Consider the following 19,597-nt stretch of genomic DNA (forward strand, 5'->3'; position numbering starts at 1 on the left):
GTTCATGGAAGAACATATCCTTTTCTTTATCTTTAGATTTCGTCTGTGGAAACACGATCACGGAAATATTGACGTCTTTCTTGAGGTGTTAAACCTTTTTTACGAAGACGAATCATATCTGGTGTGATTTCTACTAACTCATCATCATTGATCCATTCTAATGCTTCTTCAAGAGTCATCAACTTAGGTGGCGTTAAACGCATTGCTTCGTCATTTCCAGAAGAACGAATTGCGGTAAGCTTTTTGTTCTTTAATGGATTGACATCTAAGTCAACTGTACGTGCGGATACACCGATGATCATTCCTTGATAAACTTCTGTTTGAGGAGTGATGAATAGGGTACCTCTTTCTTGTAGGTTCCATAATGCATATGTCATAGCTCCACCAGTTTCAGTAGAAACCATAGCCCCATTTGCACGTTGTTGGATATCACCTTTGTATTCTGTATATCCATTGATTCTACGAACTAATGTACCTTCACCACGTGTATCATTGATGAATTCACTACGGTATCCTAACAATCCACGAGTTGGTGCTTCATATGTAATACGGCAGTAACCATTTTCTTCTACCATATCAATCATTGTACCTTTACGTAGATTCAATTTGTTGATAATCGATCCTGAGTATTCTTCAGGGGCAATTGCGACAACTTCTTCTACTGGTTCTACGGTATGTCCATCTTTATCTTTATGTAAGATAACTTCTGGTTTTGATACAGCAACTTCATAACCTTCACGGCGCATTTGTTCTAATAGTACAGAGATGTGAAGTTCTCCACGTCCACTGACTTTGAAACAATCTCCGCTATCCGTTGGTTCTACTTTCAATCCAACATTGACTTCTAATTCTTTTTCCAAACGATCTTTTAGATTACGGCTGGTTACGAATTTTCCACTCAATCCTGCAAATGGAGATTTATTAACGATGAAGTTCATACTTAATGTAGGCTCTTCGATATGGATACCAGGCAATGGAAGCTCATGGTCTTTCAAACATAAAGTCTCTCCTATAGAAATATCAGAGATACCAGCCACAACGATGATATCACCAGCATGTGCTTCTTTTACAGAAACTCTATTCATTCCACGATATACAAAGATTTGTGTTGTATTGGCATTACGTTTGTTTCCAAAGGAATCACATACCACAATGCTTTGTTGTGCACGTAACACACCTTGATAAATTCTACCAATTCCTAAACGACCGATATATTCATCATAAGCAAGTGCAGATACTTGTACTTGTAATGGTTCATCATCCAAATCTGGATATACATCACAATGGTTCAAGATTGTCTTAAACAGTGGTTCAATAGAATCACTAGGTGTTTCTACATCATATTGTACAATACCTTGTTTTGCGATACCATAAAGGATTGGGAAATCCAATTGTTCATCACTTGCGTTTAAGTCTAAGAATAGTTCATAGACTTCATCCACAACTTCTTGAGGACGTGCATCTTTCTTATCAATTTTGTTAATTAACAAAATTGGACGAAGTCCTAACTCCAAAGACTTACTTAATACAAAGCGTGTCTGAGGCATTGGACCTTCACTTGAATCTACCAATAAGATAACCGTATCTACGGTTTTGATGATACGCTCTACTTCACTAGAGAAGTCGGCATGGCCTGGCGTATCCACAATATTGATTTTTACACCATCATGGATGACACTGCAGTTTTTGGAATAGATCGTGATTCCACGTTCTCTTTCCAGATCATTGCTATCCATCACGCAGTCAACGACTTCTTCGTTGCTACGGAACACATCACTTTGACGTAAGAAGGCATCTACTAGTGTAGATTTTCCTGCATCAACGTGGGCAATGACGGCGATATTTATAATTTTTTCTTTTTCACTCATTTTTATTCCACCTTTTAACCTTATAATAATATACCGAAACCGCAACAATTACAATTTTTTTCGCATAATAATGCATTATTTTCACCCTTATTTCAATATACTAGAGAAAGTAGGTGATAAAGTAATGAAATTGTTAAAACTTGTATGCCCTTTCTTATGTTTCACATTATTGCTTGGTTGCTTTTCTAATACCATAAAAACGAATCGAAACCAAAAACAGGAAATAGGAGAAAACATACAGCAACTAAAATACGAAGAAAAATACTTAGAAAGTATCCAGTATCCAAAAACGGATATAACGAAATTGGATAAGAAAATCCAAGCATGTATTGAGACATATCGTAAAAGCTTTCATAAACAAGTAAAGAATTTTAAGGAAGATCGAAAAGCAGAATTTAACGTATCGTATGAATCGTATGTAAAAGCGAATCGTTATGTTTCGATAAAATTTATGATATTTGAATCCATCTATCAGAATCATGAATATATAGAAACGATTGTATTCGATCAACAAAAAGATGAATTCTTGCATTTGTACGATATTTATAATGAGGATAAGATGCAAGCGTTGTCCGCTATGGCGAAATCTTATTTCGAGGAACGCTTTCCTCAAGAATGTGATAATGATGTATTTCGTTCTCATATATCCGCAATTGAAGATAATTTTGATACCTTTGTATTAAAGAAGGATCGTATTGTATTCTATTTTGAAGAAGGGAAGCTATTTGAAAATAGCGCTACCTTTGAAGTTGGATATCAAGATATTGATGATGCCGTGGATTTAAAGAATGAAACAGTACCAACATTCGTTCCATATCCGGACATTTTAAATGAACCTGTAAAAGTGATTAATCCTAATAAACCTATGGTGGCACTTACCTTTGATGATGGACCAACAAGAAGATACACAACTGCGATATTGGATGCTTTAAAGGAAAATAATGCAAGTGCTACTTTTTTTATACTGGGAAGTCGTGCGAATAACGCTCCAGACGTATTACAACGAATGGTACTTGAGGGGAATGAAATCGGAAACCATACGTATTCTCACAAGCAGTTAACCACACTATCCAAAGAAAAAATAGAAGAAGAAATTGAGGTAACCCAAGAAACAATTTATGAAATCACACACCTATATCCAGTGCTTATACGTCCTCCATATGGAAGCAAAAATGATACTGTTATCAGTTGTGCTCATGATAAAAGAGTTGTTGCGTGGACCTTAGATACAAGAGATTGGGCAAGTAAAAATGCAAAAACAATTGTAGACAATGTAATGAATACCGTAAAAGATGGAGATGTTATTTTGATGCATGATTTATATGCATCAAGTGCACAAGCAGCCACTATTGTCATTCCAAAATTAAAAGAAGCTGGATATCAACTTGTGACCGTATCCGAGTTGTACGCCTATCATCCTGATTACGCAAAATAGATATGTTTTATTATGTATGAAATTAAAAAACAAAAGGAAACCTTATAATAAAAGTATTGCGATTGTAGGCAATACTTTTGTTATGAAACAAAGTGAAAGTTTTTAATTGTTTTTACATATGTTTCATTGAGTGGTATAATAGAGGTAGCTTAAAGGATTTTTTTTAGTTTATGTAGTACAAGTTTATATTAGCCTGGAAGTAAAATGTGTAAGTCTGGGAGAGGCATTGGCACATGAAGAAAAGAGGAGGATGGTTTTATGAAAGTGGAATACTACAAAGAGTTCAGTCATGAACTAAATCGTGAAATGCAGTTTAAGGTGTATGGGGAAAGTGGGATACCTTGTTTAGTATTTCCAGCACAAGATGGACATTTTTATGATTTTGAAAATTTTGGGATGATTGATGCCGCAAAAGATTATATCGAAGCAGGAAGAATTCAGTTTTTTTGTTGCGATAGTATTGATGCGGAAACTTGGTCAAATGAAGAAGGCAATCCACGTGAGCGTATGGAACAACATGAACGTTGGTATCATTATATTGTTGATGAGTTAGTGCCGTTAATCTATGATATCAATAGACAGAAGGAACATGGAATCATGACATGTGGTTGTAGCATGGGAGCTATGCACGCGCTAAATTTTCTATTAAGAAGACCAGATATATTCCAACGCGTACTTGGTATGAGTGGGATTTATCACGCAGATTTCTTTTTCAAAGATTATCACGATGAGTTAACTTATCAAAATTCACCATCTGATTATCTTCCAAACATGCAACAAGATCATCCATATATGGAGTATTACCATAGTGCTGAAATTGCATTATGCTGTGGTAGAGGTGCTTGGGAACAAGAAATGGAAGCTAGTTTAAAACAGATGGAACAAATCTTCCAAAACAAACAAGTAGATGTTTGGATTGATTATTGGGGATATGATGTATCTCATGATTGGTATTGGTGGAAAAAACAGTTGGATTATTTCTTACAATTTATGGTATAGCTCTGCAAATGCAGGGCTTTTTCTTTGACTTTAGAGTTCACACATTTTCACGAATTTCAAACATTTTTTTCTTACACTGATTTACTATACTATATACAGGCAAGGAACAATGCCTTGTCCGTATGTACTCATCATTCTCCCTAATGATAATTCATACAATTTTCTATCCCCTTAAATAATTTTGAAAAAGTTGGCACCCCTTAGCCAACTTTTTCATTCATGAAAACCTCGAGAATGCATATTTATTTCAAGAAAATAGAAAAAAACGCAACTTCTTCTCAATGTATTGATGAAATTCATTGATTTTGTTACGATAAGGACAATAAAAAGAAGGGAATGCTATCTATGAAAGTAAAGACGTATCGAGATCCGTTAGTATTGGCCATTGATGTCACACAACAACGTGTGAAGGCACTTATTTTATGGGAAATGGAAAAGAAAAAACAAGAGTTATCTTCTCTTGTTCATAACATTCCCTCACTAGATTCTCGAATTATCTTTGAGGAACTGAATGAGTTAATAGAATTAGGATTGGTGAGTAGAGTGGTGCATGTGAAAAGAAAGCCACAACAAATCATTGAATACGCACTAACCAATCGTGGAGCACAGTTATTGAAATGTCTTCGCAAGATGATGAATGTGGGAATTGAAATTATGATGGATTATGGGATGAATGAGTACTTAATGGAAGAAGGGTATATTGAACGAGTGGACTTGGTTGAAGATGATCTCTTGCCATGTTCTGTATAGTTCATTTCCAAATATTCTCTATAAACAGAAAAAAAGCGCTAGGGATACGCTTTTTTTCTTGATACTAAATTATTAAGGGGATAGAATGTATAGAAAATAATTAGGGGGTTATTTTCTATCAGGCGAAGAATATCTTTGCCTACATAGTATTATACCAAAAAGATAAAGGAAAAAGATAAGTAAATTGTGGGAAAATATGTGATTTAATCCTTTAGGAGGTTTGTTAGCCCCAAAAAGCTCTCAAGAAATTCCTTTTTCTGTTCTTCAGGAATCGAACGAAAGCCTTCTAACAGCTTATATTCTTTTTCATCCTGTGCTAACAAATGCGCACAATTCTTTTCTTTGATATCTAATATAAAACGGATATCTATATCTAATATTCTGCATAATGCGGATAAAGTGTCTAAATCTGGGAAAGATTTATTTGTACAATAACTGGATATTGTTCTTTGATCCAAGTTTAATTGTTCCGCCAGGTCTTTTTGATGCAGTTTTTTTCGTACCATTTGTGCCCGTATGATACCACCTATATTTATCACGACAACACCTCTTCCTGTACTAAGTATAAATGAGAAATGGAAAAACTTGGCAGAATACCAATAAAAATGGTAAAATATTATTACACCAATAACAATAGTATTTTTATGTATAATGAGGGAAGACAATGAGTAATGAACAAAAACTAATTTACATGTTGGATACATGTTGTACCACAAGAGAAGATTTGGACCTTTTATTATCATGGATTGATGAAGAAGGAATCGATGAAGTGTATAAGATAGTACACTATATGTTTGATGAAGATGAGCATATAAAACCAGGAAGATAATGGGCATATTCATGCTCATTTTTTTCTTGTATGAAACTTTTTGTTTAATATATCGAATATTTTATCAAATCTACTTGAAAATCTATAGAAGCATGATATAATCTTTCTGTTTCAAATATCATACGAAAAGTTTAGTGATACTAAACAGAAAAGGGAGGTATGTATGGACATCGGTCAAAGGATAAAGCAACTACGTATACAAAATAATCTTACGTTGGAAGAATTAGCGTCTAGAAGTGAACTTACTAAGGGGTTTTTATCCCAATTAGAAAGGAATCTTACCTCCCCCTCTGTTTCTACATTGGAGGATATTTTAGAGGCGCTAGGCACTGACCTTGCGTCTTTTTTTAAGGAAAGTAAAGAATCAAAAGTCGTCTTTAAAAAGGAAGATTATTTTGTGGATGAGCATGATGAATATTGTATTCATTGGATCGTTCCAAATGCACAAAAGAATGAAATGGAACCCATTGTTTTAGATATTTATTCCCATGGGCAATCCAAAGAAATTGATCCCCATGATGGAGAAGAGTTTGGCTTTGTTTTAGAGGGGCGAATTACCCTTGTAAATGGAGAACAAGAACTTCCAGTAAAAAAGGGAGAAACGTTTTATATCAATGGCAAATATCGTCATTATTTAAAGAATGTTGGCAAAGTGGATGCGAAAGTATTATGGATCACTACGCCACCATTATTTTAGGAGGAACTTAAATGGAAGAGAAAAAGTTGATTCAATTTAAAAATATAGTAAAAGATTTCGATGGACAATTGGTACTAAAAGGAATAAATTTGGACATTCATGAAAATGAATTCGTTACCTTACTAGGACCAAGTGGATGTGGTAAAACAACTTTGCTTAGAATTCTTGCGGGATTTTTGACACAGAGTGAAGGGAAAGTTTTGTTTGAGGGAGAAGATATTTCACAAGTACCTCCTTATAAAAGAGAATTGAATACCGTATTTCAAAAGTATGCGTTATTTCCTCATATGAATGTATATGACAATATTGCATTCGGTTTAAAAATCAAGAAGATGAGTAAAGATGTTATCGAACAAAAAGTATTGAAGATGTTAAAACTAATCGGATTAGAAGGCTTTGAAAAAAGAGATGTTACATTATTATCTGGTGGACAACAACAACGTATTGCGATTGCACGTGCACTTGTTAATGAACCTAAGATATTATTGTTGGATGAACCTTTAGGAGCTCTAGATTTAAAACTTCGTAAAGAGATGCAATATGAATTGAAAAAGATTCAACAAGAAGTAGGGATTACCTTTATTTATGTAACACATGATCAAGAAGAGGCATTGACAATGTCCGATAAGATTGTGGTTATGAAAGATGGAGAAATTCAACAAGTTGGTTCTCCTACAGATATATATAACGAACCAGAAAATCGCTATGTAGCGAATTTTATAGGAGAGTCTAATATTATTCCTGCAACTATGTTAGATGATTATAAGGTTCAATTCGATGATATTACATTTGAATGCGTGGATTTTGGATTTAAGAAAAATGAAGCGGTGGATGTAGTATTACGTCCTGAGGATTTAGATATTGTAAAAGTAGCAGATGGAAAAATGAATGGACTTGTAAAATCTGTTCTATTTAAGGGTGTTCATTATGAAATCATGGTAGAAACAGTGCCAGGGACAACCGTAACGGTACGTATGAACGTATCGAAAGAACATGATGTTATCTCCGACAATAAGAAGGAAAAAATATCTGCTAATGATTTCTTCGTAGATATTGAAGATATCAAAGAATTAAACGATGCGGAAATTATTGCACGTGCGGATGCACAAGCATGGAGTCCTGAAGATGATGAATATATTTCTATTTCTAAAATGGAATACGATATTCAAGAAGAAATTGGTACTTATCCAGTGACATTCTCTACAAATTCAGGAACTAGTGTTACCATCAATGTCTTTGTTGTACAACAAGAATATGTAGAAAATCCTAAAGCAAACGAGGCTATCTCTGCATTTAACTTCTTTAAAACCGTGGATGAAATCAAAGAAAGTTCTGCGATTGATACCGATTTAAAAACTTGGGCGAATGCGCAGAGTTGGAAGTTAAGTGATGAAAGTGTTGTGGAAATTTCCAATGTAGATTATGATTTTGATCCAGATAACATTCGTACAGGAACCTATAAAGTTACGTTCTCTACACAAGGACGTGAATTTAAGATTCATACAACGGATATTGCGAGTGAAGGTAGCGAAGTAGGGCTTAGCTTTCAACCAGAAGATATTCATGTCATGAGTAAGATGGGATACTAATCATGAAGACATTTAAGCGATTAACGTATCCATACATTATATGGATGGTCGCGATGATTGTTCTTCCTATGTTGTTAATTATTGTATATGCTTTAACAAAACAGGGAAACAGCGTCGCTACCCTACAATTTACATTCAACAACTTTACAAAGTTTTTTACCGATGCCGCATTCTTAAAAACCCTATGGGTATCTTTGCGCATTGCGTTTATTACGACCATTCTATGTATTCTTATAGGTTATCCAGTAGCGTATGTCATCGCAAAATCAAAACAAAGAAATTTATTGATTTTATTAGTTACTCTACCAATGTGGATCAATATGTTGGTACGTACGTACGCATGGATTGGAATTTTATCCGATAATGGACTCATCAATAATCTTTTGTCACTTGTTGGATTGGGTCATGTGAAATTATTGTATACCGAGTTTGCGGTCATTCTTGGAATGGTGTACAACTTTGTACCATTTATGATTTTACAAATTGATTCTTCCTTAGCAAAAATGGACAATTCTTTATTAGAGGCAGCGAATGATTTAGGGGCTAGTCATTTCCAACGCTTTCGTCATGTGACACTTCCCTTATCGTTACCAGGAGTGATATCTGGTATCACGTTGGTATTCTTACCAGCAGTATCTAGTTTCGTAATTCCTAAGTTAATGGGTGGTGGAGGCTTTATGATGATTGGTAATATCATAGAGAACCAGTTCATTACCGTTGGAGAATGGAACTTTGGTAGTGCGATTTCTATGATTATGGCAGTTATTATTATGATTAGTATGTATGTGACGAGAAGATTGGATAAAGGAGACGACGCTTCACACTCCAAAGAAGGAGGAAGTGGCTCATGATATCAAATAAACTTGCGAAAAGATTGATTCTTGGACTCATCTTCTTATTCTTCTATTTTCCTATTTTATATATGTTAATATTTTCTTTCAATGGCTCTCGTTCTTTGACGAGCTTTGATGGGTTCTCACTACAGTGGTATCACAAGATGTTTAGTGATCGAAATATGATGGAGGCAATTTATTATACGTTAGTAACAGCGGTTATTGCGACGTTTGTATCAACGATAGTGGGTACGATTACCGCCATTGGTTTATCTAGATCACGTCGTGTGGTACGTGAAGTAGTATCACAAATAAACAATTTACCAATCATGAATCCTGAAATTGTTACGGCAGTAGGATTGATGCTGTTCTATGTATCCCTTCGTATTGAAAAAGGTTTTCTTACCATGTTGTTGGCACATATCGCCTTTTGTATTCCTTATGTAATCCTAAGCGTTATGCCAAAACTTAGAAGTCTTGACCCAAACCTAGCGGAAGCAGCCATGGATTTAGGTGCTAAGCCATCACAAGCAATGTGGAAAGTCATCGTACCACAAATTATGCCAGGGATTGTATCTGGTGCATTGATTGCTTTTACGATGTCGTTTGATGACTTTACAATTTCCTATTTTGTGAGTGGAAATGGTGTAAAAAATATCTCTACACTTGTGTGGACAATGAGTAAACGTATCAATCCAAGTATCAACTCTTTATCAACTATTATCGTACTCATGATTACCATTACGTTAATCTTTGTGAATATCTTACCGCTTGTACGAGATAAAGCCAAAAAGAAAAACAAACCTATCTCCAATAAAGCATTTGGTATTGTTGGATTGTGTTTCACACTAGTCATTGGTGGAATGTTGTTTGCCTTAAAAGGTGGTGTATCACAATCATCTCCAGAAGATGCAATCGCAAAATATGGAAGTGATGTTTTAAAGGTTTATAATGTTGGAGAATATATTGATCCAGACATCAATACTGCATTTGAAAAACAATTTGGAGTAAAAATCATATACGATACATTCGATTCTAATGAATTGATGTACACGAAATTACAAGGTGGAGAATCTTATGATATCCTTGTGCCTAGTGATTATATGATTGAACGTTTACTTCTAGAAGATAAGCTACAACCACTTGATAAAAAACGTATTCCCAATATTACGAATTTAAGTGAACGTGTAAAAAATCTTGCGTATGATCCAAAGAATACGTACAGTGTTCCATATTTCTGGGGAAGTGTTGGTATTGTCTACAATAAGAATAATGTGGATAAAAAAGATCTAGAAAAACAAGGATGGAATATTTTCCAAAATACAAAGTATAAGGGAAAAATTTATATGTATGATTCAGAACGTGATTCCTTTATGATGGCATTAAAAGCATTGGGTTATTCTATGAATACAGAAAATCCTAAGGAATTAGAAGAAGCTTATGAATGGTTAAGCAATGTCGTAAAAACCATGAGTCCTGAAATCGTTACGGATGAAGTTATCGATTCCATGGTAAATGGTAATAAAGATATGGCATTGGTATATAGTGGAGATGCGGCCTATATCTTATCGGAAAATGAAGATATGGATTATTACGCACCAAAACAGGGAACCAATTTGTGGAGCGATGCTATGGTCATTCCAAAAGATGCGAAAAATCCAAAACTAGCAAATGAATACATTAACTTTGTATTAGATTATGAACAAAGTATGAAGAATACATTGTTTGTTGGATATGCATCAATGAATGAAGAAGTTCTTGAGGAAGTTAGTGCTCCTGATGGAGAATTCGATGGAAATAATGCATATTTACCACGAGTAGGTTATAAGAAGGATGAAATCTTTGAGTACAATGATGTCACAAAGAAAATCATTTCTGATTATTGGGTGAAAGTGAAAATCGCGAAATAGAGGTGAGTTTTATCAATAAACAAATCAAATTATGGATCAAACGTTTCTTGGTGATTCTAGTCATTGTGTTTATGGTAGTATTGATGATTTTATAAGAAAAGCTGTCTGTTCTTTATGAGCAGGCAGCTATTTTAATGTGGAGATATCTCGTGTGTTCATGAAGGTATCCATACTATAGAGAAAGAGTACTTCATCTACATGATGTTCTTGTATGTACTCGCTGATATTTCCTTTGTAGTATCTCAAGTCTAATAAGGTGATTTGAGATACATCATTTACCAAATATGGCGCAAAGCTTTGCGCAAAGGAATCTCTTACAATTAAGATGTGTTCTTTTTGTGTATTTGTGGTTGTTACATTTACTTCCGCATGATTTCCATCCATAAAGTAAGTATAAGCATCACGTTTCTTTGCGTTTTCATCAATGTATAAGGTATCTCGTTGTAATCCATCGTATGTTACTTGTACGTCCACTTGGTTCTTATACGCATAAAGGGTATCTCCTGGATACCAAGAGGCTTTTGAACGAGCATATAAACTTCCTAGAAAATTGGATTTGATAAGTTCTTTTGTACCTAGTGGTGCAGGCTCTTGGTTACGTTCTTTTTGAAAGGCAACATAGCCATAATAGCTTCCAAGTGCACTCCAATGATGATCACTTTTATAATAGATATCTTCCAAACTATGATTTCGTAGGGTTTGAAAGACATCCACATAGTTGATTTGTTTGGTAAGGGAAGATTGGATGTCTTTGACTATCACATCTTCATCAATATCATAATGAGGGTTTGGCAACTTGTTTTCAAGTATGGTACGCGTAGAAGGTACCAACATCAAATATATAGGAATATCCTGATTGTGTGCGAAGGTATTAAGTACCTTTATGTTTTGTTTCCAAATGCTTTCATCTAGACGTTGTTGTTGGTTTAGTAAATAAGAATCTTTACCAAAGTATACATCATGAATGGAAGAGTAACCCAAAGCATAATCTTGAAATGTATTCAAACTGACCAAAGAATCTCGAAATAGAAATTGATCATTAAAGGCATCTTCACTCTTCTTTTGAAATGACTTATCCCATATGGATGTATTAGAAAGAGAAGGCATTTTCGATAAATATCGATTTTCTAAATCTGAAAAGGATTTCTCTGGAGTTACTAAAAACATACATAAAGGCACACTTAAAAAAAGTAAAAATATGCATATCGTCATATGTTGTACAATTCTTTGTGCTTTCATAGAGACCTCCTTAGAAACGGAAATATAAAAATGGATTGTAAATATCTGATGCCATTCGAGAAGTGCATAACAAGAGAAGTAACATCGTTATAAATAGTGTTATATATAAGATGTAGGACTTGTTTTTCAAACGCACATAAATCTTATGTACTAGTGGAGTACAACCTACTAACGCAAAGACGATAAGCAGTATTTGTGTATTCCATAAATAAAGTGTGAAAGCATCCATCAAACCTTGACTTTTAAATCCGATAAACACTTGCATATAAGATACTGCAGAAGCAATATCCTCACAGGCAAATAGAATCCATCCAAAAGCGATGATGATAAAGAAGTAAAGTCTAGATAAGAATGCATGTGAATGTAACCATTTCCCAATACCATATTTTTCAAGAATAATGAAAATCCCACAGTACAATCCCCATAAGACAAAATTCCAACTAGCTCCATGCCATAACCCCGTTAGAAACCAAACGACTAGTAAGTTACCTATCGTTTTAGACATTCCTTTACGATTACCACCAAGTGGAATATACACATATTCACGAAACCAAGTGCCTAGGGTCATATGCCATCTTCTCCAAAACTCACTCATGCTCTTTGAAATATAAGGGTAATTGAAGTTTTCAGGAAAATGAAATCCAAACATCTTACCAAGCCCGACTGCCATATCACTATACCCACTAAAATCATAATATAACTGTAGTAAGAATGCGAGTATACCAATCCAAGAGGTAAGCATGCTCATTTGGGACAAAGAGGAAACTTGATTCCAAATAGAACCCAAAGGATTGGCAAGGAGTACTTTCTTAGATAATCCACAGATAAATCTTTGGATTCCTTCATAGAACAAAGAAGAAGACGTTGTTCTATTCGTAATCTGCAAAGAGATATCACGATAACGTACAATAGGACCCGCAATCAATTGAGGAAAGAAGGTTACATACATTCCAAAATTCATGAAATTTGTTTGTGGTAAAGTTTCTTTGCGGTAAATATCAATTGGGTAGGTTAAGGTTTGGAAGGTATAAAAGGAAATACCAATTGGCAAAGCAATCTGCATAATATCCAAGGTTCCCGTTTGAAGCAGGCTGGATATATTCCAAAGGAAGAAATTGAAATATTTAAAGAAAGCTAACAATGCAATATTGAAGATTACGGAGGCAATGACATATGTTTTTGCCTTCTGTTTTGAATCAAGATTTCGATAGACAAGTTTACCAATTTGGAAATTTACCAAAATTGATACTAGCATTACTATAATATATACAGGTTCTTGCCAGCCATAAAAAAACAAGCTAACAACAAAAAGGCATCCATTACGATACCTTTTTGGTAAAACATAGTACATAAGTAACACGAGTGGTAAATATGCAAATAAAAATAGTAAACTTGAGAATAACATTAGAAGTCTTTCTTTAATTCCTTCATAATATCTTCAGCTTTTTCAGCGATTACGATAATGAAATAGTTTCCACTTTCATATTCTTGACGATTTTTTACCAATTCATATTGATCAGGCAAATAAGTAGACCATGTATCTTCATTTGTTTTCATACGTTGATCTAGGGCTTTTTTAATTACATCTTTTTTTCCATCTTTCGCTTCTATCATAATGATTTCTGTAGCTTGTACATTCATCATAGGAATTGCGATAGCATATTGTTCTACATCCGCTACATCAATTTGAAACAAGTCTTTTAAAACTTGATCATCTACTTCCATAGTCGCAGGCAATTCATCTGCCTTACTTTCTAAAACAGTACTTACTGCTTTCTTTACATCAACATCATTTCCTTTGCTGGAACATCCACTTAAACATAACATTCCAACGACAAAACATAACAATATTTTTTTCATAGTATCCTCCATACTTAAGATGTCTATATTTTAACATGGTTATACTTCTTAGGCTACTATACAATTATAAAAACAAGGAGATTATATAAGGGATAGAAAAAAATAGCATATTAGATATCAGAATTCATTGACCTTGTAATATTTGTGGTATAAAATAAAAGCAGTTATACGACTGACGGAAGTGGAATTGACCACATGAAGTATAATCGTAAGTGAGCCGACCGTCTGGGTGAAGAGTCCAGGAATGTCGGCTCTTTTTCTATGGAAAGGAAGAATTTATATGAAAGAAATGGAATTAAAGTACGGTTGTAATCCAAATCAAAAACCTGCAAGAATTTATACGAAGAATAATGATTTACCAATTCAAATTTTAAATGGAAAAGCAGGGTATATCAATTTGTTGGATGCTTTGAATAGTTGGCAATTGGTAAAGGAATTAAAAGAAGCTACGGGTTTACCAGCAGCCGCAAGCTTTAAACATGTGTCTCCTGCAGGAGCTGCTGTTTACGTGCCAATGGATGAAACTTTGAAACAGATCTATTTTGTGGATGGAGTGGAGTGTACACCAATGGCTAGCGCATACATGCGAGCTCGTGGAAGTGATCGTATGTCTAGTTATGGAGATTTTGCGGCACTTAGTGATGAGTGTGATGAAGCATGTGCAACCTATTTGGCTAGAGAGGTTAGCGATGGCGTGATTGCACCTTCATATTCAAAAGAAGCACTTGAAATCCTTAAGAAAAAGAAGAAAGGGAACTATTTGGTAATACAAATAGATCCAAGCTATGTTCCAGAAGAAATCGAACGTAAAGATGTATTTGGAGTTACTTTTGAACAAGGAAGAAATAATGTGTCCATCAATGAAGACCTATTAAAAGAATTACCTACTAAGAACAAAGTGTTGAGTGAAGGTGCTAAACGAGATTTAATGATAGCACTTATTACATTGAAATACACTCAATCTAATTCCGTTTGTTATGTAAAAGATGGACAAGCTATAGGCATTGGTGCGGGTCAACAATCCCGTGTACACTGTACTAGACTTGCTGGAAATAAAGCAGATAATTGGTATTTACGTCAACATGAAAAAGTATTATCTCTTCCATTTGTAGAAGGCATACGAAGAGCAGATCGTGACAATACCATTGATGTATATATATCGGATGATTATGAAGATGTACTTGCGGAAGGGACTTGGCAAAATTTCTTTATGCATAAACCAGACGTATTTACAAAAGAAGAAAAGAAGGCTTGGTTATCTACACTTACCGATGTATCTTTAGGTTCTGATGCATTCTTCCCATTTGGAGATAATATCGAACGTGCACATCGCAGTGGAGTATGTTATATTGCGCAAGCAGGTGGATCCATTCGTGATGACAATGTAATTGAAACATGTGATAAATATGATATAGCGATGGCGTTTACGCACCTTCGTTTATTTCATCATTAATTTAGAAAAAGTGGGTTTCCACTTTTTCTTTTGCGAAATACTTAGTAAACATAAGGGAATGTGGTAAAATAATTTCATATGGAGGTTATTTATTTATGAAAAATGTTTTGGATCATACGCTGGCACATCAGCGATACTTTGAAGAAATGACAAGAATCCCACATGGTTCTTTTCAGGAAGGTGCGTATGCGAAGTATTTGGTTGCGTTCGCAAAAGAACATCAACTTGCCTATAAACATGATGAGATGAACAACGTGATTATTTATAAAGATGCTTCAAATGGATATGAAGATCATCCTGCACTGATTTTACAAGCACATACGGATATGGTATGTGAAAAGAATAAAGATACAGAATTTGATTTTTATAAGGATGCTTTACAACTTGTGATAGAAGATGGCTTTTTGAAAGCGAAGGGGACAACATTAGGCGCGGATGATGGAACTGGTGTTGCTTATATGTTAGCCATACTTGAAGATAAAGAGGCAAAACATCCTGCACTTGAATGTATCTTTACCGTACAAGAAGAGGTAGGCTTATTTGGTGCTATGGCAATCAAAAAAGAAGATATTCACGCAAAGAGAATGATCAACTTAGATGATGGTGGAGAGAGTGCTACTTGTACAACGAGTGCTGGGGGAGTAAATGTTATATTGAAAAAAGAACGTATCTTGGTTCCTGTTAGTACACAAGGATATTCCTTAGAAGTAAAGGGTTTGTTTGGTGGACACAGTGGGGGAGAAATTGATAAAGAAAGAGGCAATGCTAATAAATTATTGGCACGTATTTTATATAAAATAGATTCCACTTGTGGATTACAGATTCATAGTATCAATGGAGGAATCAAAGACAATGCCATCCCTCGTGAAGCAGTTGCGATATTTGTGAGTGATGCATCTTATGAAACCATGGAAAAGCTTGTACGTACCTTTGAAAAAGAAATCAAAAAAGAATTAGAATTTAGTGATAAAGGTGTACATGTCGTATTCCAAAAAGAAGAAGTTTGTGAGGCAATGGCAACGGTAGAAAGTGAAGCACTTGTAAAATTATTGTGTGTCTTACCAAATGGTATGCGTGCACGTAGTATGGATATCAAGGATTTGGTAACTGCTAGCAGTAATGTAGGGGTGATTGAAAGTGGAGAACATATCATCATTAATTGTTCCGTGCGTGGAGCTTTGGAGTCTTTTGTGGATATGATCGGTGATGAAGTAGAGATTCTTGGAGAAGCATTCGAATATGAAAGCGAAAGAGAAGCTCGTTATCCTGCATGGAGTTATACGAAAGAATCCCCAATGCGTGAAACGTTACAAAAAGTATGCCGTGAACTGTATGAAAAAGAGTTAGAACTTGTTGCGGTACATGGTGGATTAGAGTGTGGGGTATTCAAAGCATTGGATGAAGATATGGATATCGTGACAATGGGGCCTATTATGTTTGATATTCATACACCAGATGAGAAATTAGATCTTGCTAGTTTTGATCGTACCTTTACGTTCTTAAAAACATATCTTGAACAACTATAATAAAGAGCGATGACTTAGAAATCTTAAGTCATCGTTTTCATATTCATATGAAGAAAAGGGTATAAAAAGTTCACAACCTTACAAGCTATTGTGAACTTTGTTTATATTATGAACGCATCGGGAGTAAAAATAATAAAGCTTTTTGATCGATGGTGATTTTTGGGTTTTCCATCGTTGAGATTTCTCCATCGATGTTCATTGTAAAGGCATTATTTGCGAGTAGTTCAACTTCTTTACAACGACGAAATATTACGATGTCAGGAATATCCAAATGCTCTCCATTCTTATATTTCTTAATAAGACTTAATACTTTTAAACGAGATACACGTTTGACACATATAAAATCTAAAAGCCCATCTTGAACATCTGCTTGAGGTGCGGCATGATATCCACCACCATAGTATTGCGCATTGGCAATGACCGCAAAGATATATGTATCATTGGGAAAGACTTCACCATCTACTTTATATGAAAATTGATGATCCATAGAAGTAAAAAAACAATAGGCAAGGGATAAGTTATAAGCACCTTGTCCACTGATCAACGGCAGATTTTTGAATTTGCTTACATTTTCTGCGATAGCACTATCCAAACCCGTTGAAATTAGGTTGATACTAACGATATCTTTTATTCTCATCAAATCGATAACTTCTTCTCTTGCGAATATTTGACGTTCGATATCTAGAAAATCATCCATCGTATATTCCTTAAATGTTTTTATAAAATCATTGCCTGTTCCAATAGGGAGTACACCAACGGCACAATGCGGGTGTCCATAAGCACCATTTACAACCTCAGTTAATGTTCCATCACCACCACACGCATAAAAACGCAAACGAGTTGTATAAGTCTGTGCCATGGTTTTGGTATAGGTAGTTGCTTCTCCTAGCGCTTCGCTGATGTGGATGATCAAATCATTTTGTAAGTTGTGTTTTTTAAACACGGTAGTAATCATTGCACTTAATTGTTTTGAACGATCTACTTTACCTGCGGTAGGGTTTATAATAAATATATATTTCATAAAAAAAGTATAGCATATTCTTACATGAAACAGTACACTTATATGATTGTTATAAAAAAAGCTAAGGAATATCTTAAGATTTCTGAAATATCTGAATTTATTTAACGGATTTTAATGGGCTATGGTATAATGTTATCGCATATATTTACAAGTATGTTTCGCATATAGTATTCGTTTATGCAATAGTTGAAAGGAAGTTACGATTCATGATTATACGTTCAATTGATTCCATCATTGCGATGTTGGATGCAGATTACATAGAAAATGGAAGTATTGAAGATAAAATTATGGGAGTTTGTATTGATTCTCGTAAAGTAGTAGAAGGAAATTTATATATCCCTATTCGTGGAGTAAACAACAATGGGCATGTATATACTTCTCAAGCAATAGCACAGGGTGCAAAAGCAGTTTTATGGGAAAGAAGAGAACCAAATCCTCCTGTAGAAGTACCTGTGATACTAGTAGAAGATACAACCAAAGCATTACAGGATTTAGCAAAAGCCTATCGTAACCAGTTGGCGATGAAAGTTGTAGGTGTAACTGGAAGCAATGGAAAAACAAGTACCAAAGATATTCTTTCTTCTGTACTTGCGAAACATTATCGTACACAAAAAACATTAGGAAACTATAATAATGAAATTGGAGTGCCTTTAACTTTGTTGTCTTTTTCAGATGATGTAGAAGTGGGTGTTGTGGAAATGGGCATGGAGAATTTGGAAGAATTGTCATTTCTAACGCATATTGTAGAACCTGACATTGCGATTATTTCAAATGTAGGAACTGCGCATCTTGAAAACTTAGGTAGTATGGAGAACATTGCAAAGGCAAAGCTTGAAATTACAGAGGGTTTAAAAGAAAATGGACTCTTTTTATACAATGGAGATCAAACGCTTTTACAACAAGCAGTGCGAGATGCACAGTTGCCTGGACATATCGCGATACGTACCTTTGGACAAGGGGAACAAAATGATTATATCGTGAGTGATGTAAAACAACTTGCGGATGGACTTGATTTCGCTATTAACAAAGAGAAGTTTCATTTGGATATGATAGGGAAACATCAAGCGATGAACGCAACCGCTGCATATATTGCCGCAAAAAGCCTTGGGTTAAGTGTAGAGGAGATTCAAGAAGGATATGCTTCTATTGAAAAGACTGGGTTACGTAATGAACTTGTAAAAGTGAAACAATGTTTGATTCTAAATGATTCTTATAAATCCAATCCACAAAGTGCGATTGCAGCTTTAGAAACGATGGAAGAATTTGCATATGATTATAAACTTGCTATTTTAGGAGATATGTTAGAATTGGGTGATACGAGTGATCTTATTCACTATACACTTGGAAAAGATTTACAAGCATTTCATGTACAGGAAGTATTAACCATTGGCGATATGGCACGTTATATTGCACAAGGAGCAAATAACTATTTAGAAGATGTAGAAGTGCGCCACTTTCAAAACAAAGACGATTTATATACGTATGTAAAACCATATATGGATAAAGAATGCATGATGCTAGTGAAAGGCTCTCGTGGTATGAAATTAGACGAATTGGTAGATGCACTTGTGAAAGAAGAGGAATGACA

General features: G+C 34.8%; 17 protein-coding genes and 1 riboswitch. Of the genes, 11 read left to right on the forward strand and 6 right to left on the reverse strand.

Translation table 11 applies throughout. From position 1 onward, the window contains the following. Window positions 1–32 precede the first annotated feature (32 nt). Entirely contained in the window at window positions 33–1,868 is a 1,836-nt protein-coding gene (typA, locus tag ACWG0P_RS09635; RefSeq protein ID WP_455789553.1) for a translational GTPase TypA, read from the reverse strand. 124 nt (window positions 1,869–1,992) lie between these two features. Between typA and ACWG0P_RS09640 the strand changes: the two genes are divergently transcribed. From ACWG0P_RS09640 to ACWG0P_RS09650, 3 genes are all read left to right on the forward strand, one after another. Next, entirely contained in the window at window positions 1,993–3,303 is a 1,311-nt protein-coding gene (locus ACWG0P_RS09640) for a polysaccharide deacetylase family protein (RefSeq protein WP_455801538.1), read from the forward strand. Window positions 3,304–3,561: 258 nt separating this feature from the next. Next, entirely contained in the window at window positions 3,562–4,302 is a 741-nt protein-coding gene (locus ACWG0P_RS09645; RefSeq protein WP_455801539.1) for an esterase family protein, read from the forward strand. Window positions 4,303–4,647: 345 nt separating this feature from the next. Then, window positions 4,648–5,052, forward strand: coding sequence for a winged helix-turn-helix transcriptional regulator (locus tag ACWG0P_RS09650; protein ID WP_455801540.1), 405 nt, complete (start codon window positions 4,648–4,650; stop codon window positions 5,050–5,052). A gap of 203 nt (window positions 5,053–5,255) precedes the next feature. On the opposite strand, the gene ACWG0P_RS09655 is transcribed toward ACWG0P_RS09650, so the two are convergent. Next, window positions 5,256–5,591, reverse strand: coding sequence for a helix-turn-helix domain-containing protein (locus ACWG0P_RS09655; protein WP_455801541.1), 336 nt, complete (start codon window positions 5,589–5,591; stop codon window positions 5,256–5,258). 125 nt (window positions 5,592–5,716) lie between these two features. Here ACWG0P_RS09655 and ACWG0P_RS09660 point away from each other — a divergent pair, with 125 nt between their 5' ends. The 5 genes from ACWG0P_RS09660 to ACWG0P_RS09680 all read left to right on the forward strand — a co-directional run bounded on the left by ACWG0P_RS09660 (window position 5,717) and on the right by ACWG0P_RS09680 (window position 10,910). After that, window positions 5,717–5,881 (forward strand): hypothetical protein, encoded by a 165-nt coding sequence (locus ACWG0P_RS09660; RefSeq protein WP_455789548.1) that lies wholly within the window; start codon window positions 5,717–5,719, stop codon window positions 5,879–5,881. Window positions 5,882–6,044: 163 nt separating this feature from the next. Beyond that, window positions 6,045–6,578 (forward strand): helix-turn-helix domain-containing protein, encoded by a 534-nt coding sequence (locus ACWG0P_RS09665; RefSeq protein WP_455789547.1) that lies wholly within the window; start codon window positions 6,045–6,047, stop codon window positions 6,576–6,578. Window positions 6,579–6,589: 11 nt separating this feature from the next. Further along, on the forward strand, window positions 6,590–8,167 hold the full coding sequence (locus ACWG0P_RS09670) for an ABC transporter ATP-binding protein (protein ID WP_455801542.1): 1,578 nt from the start codon (window positions 6,590–6,592) through the stop codon (window positions 8,165–8,167). A gap of 2 nt (window positions 8,168–8,169) precedes the next feature. Further along, window positions 8,170–9,018: an ABC transporter permease gene (locus ACWG0P_RS09675; RefSeq protein ID WP_455801543.1), complete on the forward strand. Its 849-nt coding sequence runs from the start codon at window positions 8,170–8,172 to the stop codon at window positions 9,016–9,018. Beyond that, a complete protein-coding gene (locus ACWG0P_RS09680) occupies window positions 9,015–10,910 on the forward strand; it encodes an extracellular solute-binding protein (RefSeq protein WP_455801544.1) in 1,896 nt (631 codons plus the stop codon). Before ACWG0P_RS09675 ends, ACWG0P_RS09680 begins: the two co-directional genes overlap by 4 nt. 126 nt (window positions 10,911–11,036) lie before the next feature. On the opposite strand, the gene ACWG0P_RS09685 is transcribed toward ACWG0P_RS09680, so the two are convergent. The 3 genes from ACWG0P_RS09685 to ACWG0P_RS09695 all read right to left on the reverse strand — a co-directional run bounded on the left by ACWG0P_RS09685 (window position 11,037) and on the right by ACWG0P_RS09695 (window position 14,009). After that, a complete protein-coding gene (locus ACWG0P_RS09685; protein WP_455801545.1) occupies window positions 11,037–12,149 on the reverse strand; it encodes a DHHW family protein in 1,113 nt (370 codons plus the stop codon). 10 nt (window positions 12,150–12,159) lie between these two features. Further along, window positions 12,160–13,404 (reverse strand): MBOAT family O-acyltransferase, encoded by a 1,245-nt coding sequence (locus ACWG0P_RS09690; RefSeq protein ID WP_455801546.1) that lies wholly within the window; start codon window positions 13,402–13,404, stop codon window positions 12,160–12,162. 149 nt (window positions 13,405–13,553) lie between these two features. Beyond that, on the reverse strand, window positions 13,554–14,009 hold the full coding sequence (locus tag ACWG0P_RS09695; RefSeq protein ID WP_455801547.1) for a DUF4358 domain-containing protein: 456 nt from the start codon (window positions 14,007–14,009) through the stop codon (window positions 13,554–13,556). 158 nt (window positions 14,010–14,167) lie between these two features. Further along, window positions 14,168–14,247: riboswitch (ZMP/ZTP riboswitch) on the forward strand. A gap of 42 nt (window positions 14,248–14,289) precedes the next feature. Here ACWG0P_RS09695 and ACWG0P_RS09700 point away from each other — a divergent pair. Beyond that, a complete protein-coding gene (locus tag ACWG0P_RS09700; RefSeq protein ID WP_455801548.1) occupies window positions 14,290–15,462 on the forward strand; it encodes a phosphoribosylaminoimidazolecarboxamide formyltransferase in 1,173 nt (390 codons plus the stop codon). Between the two features lie 95 nt (window positions 15,463–15,557). Next, window positions 15,558–16,988, forward strand: a complete 1,431-nt coding sequence (pepD, locus tag ACWG0P_RS09705; RefSeq protein ID WP_455801549.1) for a beta-Ala-His dipeptidase — start codon at window positions 15,558–15,560, stop codon at window positions 16,986–16,988. Between the two features lie 106 nt (window positions 16,989–17,094). Here the strand turns inward: pepD and ACWG0P_RS09710 are convergent, their stop codons facing one another. After that, window positions 17,095–18,009 carry a diacylglycerol/lipid kinase family protein gene (locus ACWG0P_RS09710; protein ID WP_455801550.1) on the reverse strand — a complete coding sequence of 305 codons (915 nt, stop codon included), beginning with the start codon at window positions 18,007–18,009 and terminating at the stop codon, window positions 17,095–17,097. Window positions 18,010–18,215: 206 nt separating this feature from the next. On the opposite strand from ACWG0P_RS09710, the gene ACWG0P_RS09715 reads away from it, so the two are divergent. Next, a complete protein-coding gene (locus tag ACWG0P_RS09715; protein ID WP_455801551.1) occupies window positions 18,216–19,595 on the forward strand; it encodes a UDP-N-acetylmuramoyl-tripeptide--D-alanyl-D-alanine ligase in 1,380 nt (459 codons plus the stop codon). Window positions 19,596–19,597: the final 2 nt, after the last annotated feature.

The organism is Amedibacillus sp. YH-ame6, assembly GCF_053848845.1.

Bases quoted from the DNA above. Each gene is read 5' to 3' on its own strand.
- typA (WP_455789553.1), bottom strand. From the start codon at position 1,868: ATGAGTGAAAAAGAAAAAATTATAAATATCGCCGTCATTGCCCACGTT.
- ACWG0P_RS09710 (WP_455801550.1), bottom strand. From the start codon at position 18,009: ATGAAATATATATTTATTATAAACCCTACCGCAGGTAAAGTAGATCGT.
- ACWG0P_RS09715 (WP_455801551.1), top strand. From the start codon at position 18,216: ATGATTATACGTTCAATTGATTCCATCATTGCGATGTTGGATGCAGAT.
- ACWG0P_RS09665 (WP_455789547.1), top strand. From the start codon at position 6,045: ATGGACATCGGTCAAAGGATAAAGCAACTACGTATACAAAATAATCTT.
- ACWG0P_RS09650 (WP_455801540.1), top strand. From the start codon at position 4,648: ATGAAAGTAAAGACGTATCGAGATCCGTTAGTATTGGCCATTGATGTC.
- ACWG0P_RS09685 (WP_455801545.1), bottom strand. From the start codon at position 12,149: ATGAAAGCACAAAGAATTGTACAACATATGACGATATGCATATTTTTA.
- ACWG0P_RS09675 (WP_455801543.1), top strand. From the start codon at position 8,170: ATGAAGACATTTAAGCGATTAACGTATCCATACATTATATGGATGGTC.
- ACWG0P_RS09695 (WP_455801547.1), bottom strand. From the start codon at position 14,009: ATGAAAAAAATATTGTTATGTTTTGTCGTTGGAATGTTATGTTTAAGT.
- pepD (WP_455801549.1), top strand. From the start codon at position 15,558: ATGAAAAATGTTTTGGATCATACGCTGGCACATCAGCGATACTTTGAA.
- ACWG0P_RS09680 (WP_455801544.1), top strand. From the start codon at position 9,015: ATGATATCAAATAAACTTGCGAAAAGATTGATTCTTGGACTCATCTTC.
- ACWG0P_RS09645 (WP_455801539.1), top strand. From the start codon at position 3,562: ATGAAAGTGGAATACTACAAAGAGTTCAGTCATGAACTAAATCGTGAA.
- ACWG0P_RS09690 (WP_455801546.1), bottom strand. From the start codon at position 13,404: ATGCTAGTATCAATTTTGGTAAATTTCCAAATTGGTAAACTTGTCTAT.
- ACWG0P_RS09700 (WP_455801548.1), top strand. From the start codon at position 14,290: ATGAAAGAAATGGAATTAAAGTACGGTTGTAATCCAAATCAAAAACCT.
- ACWG0P_RS09660 (WP_455789548.1), top strand. From the start codon at position 5,717: ATGAGTAATGAACAAAAACTAATTTACATGTTGGATACATGTTGTACC.
- ACWG0P_RS09670 (WP_455801542.1), top strand. From the start codon at position 6,590: ATGGAAGAGAAAAAGTTGATTCAATTTAAAAATATAGTAAAAGATTTC.
- ACWG0P_RS09640 (WP_455801538.1), top strand. From the start codon at position 1,993: ATGAAATTGTTAAAACTTGTATGCCCTTTCTTATGTTTCACATTATTG.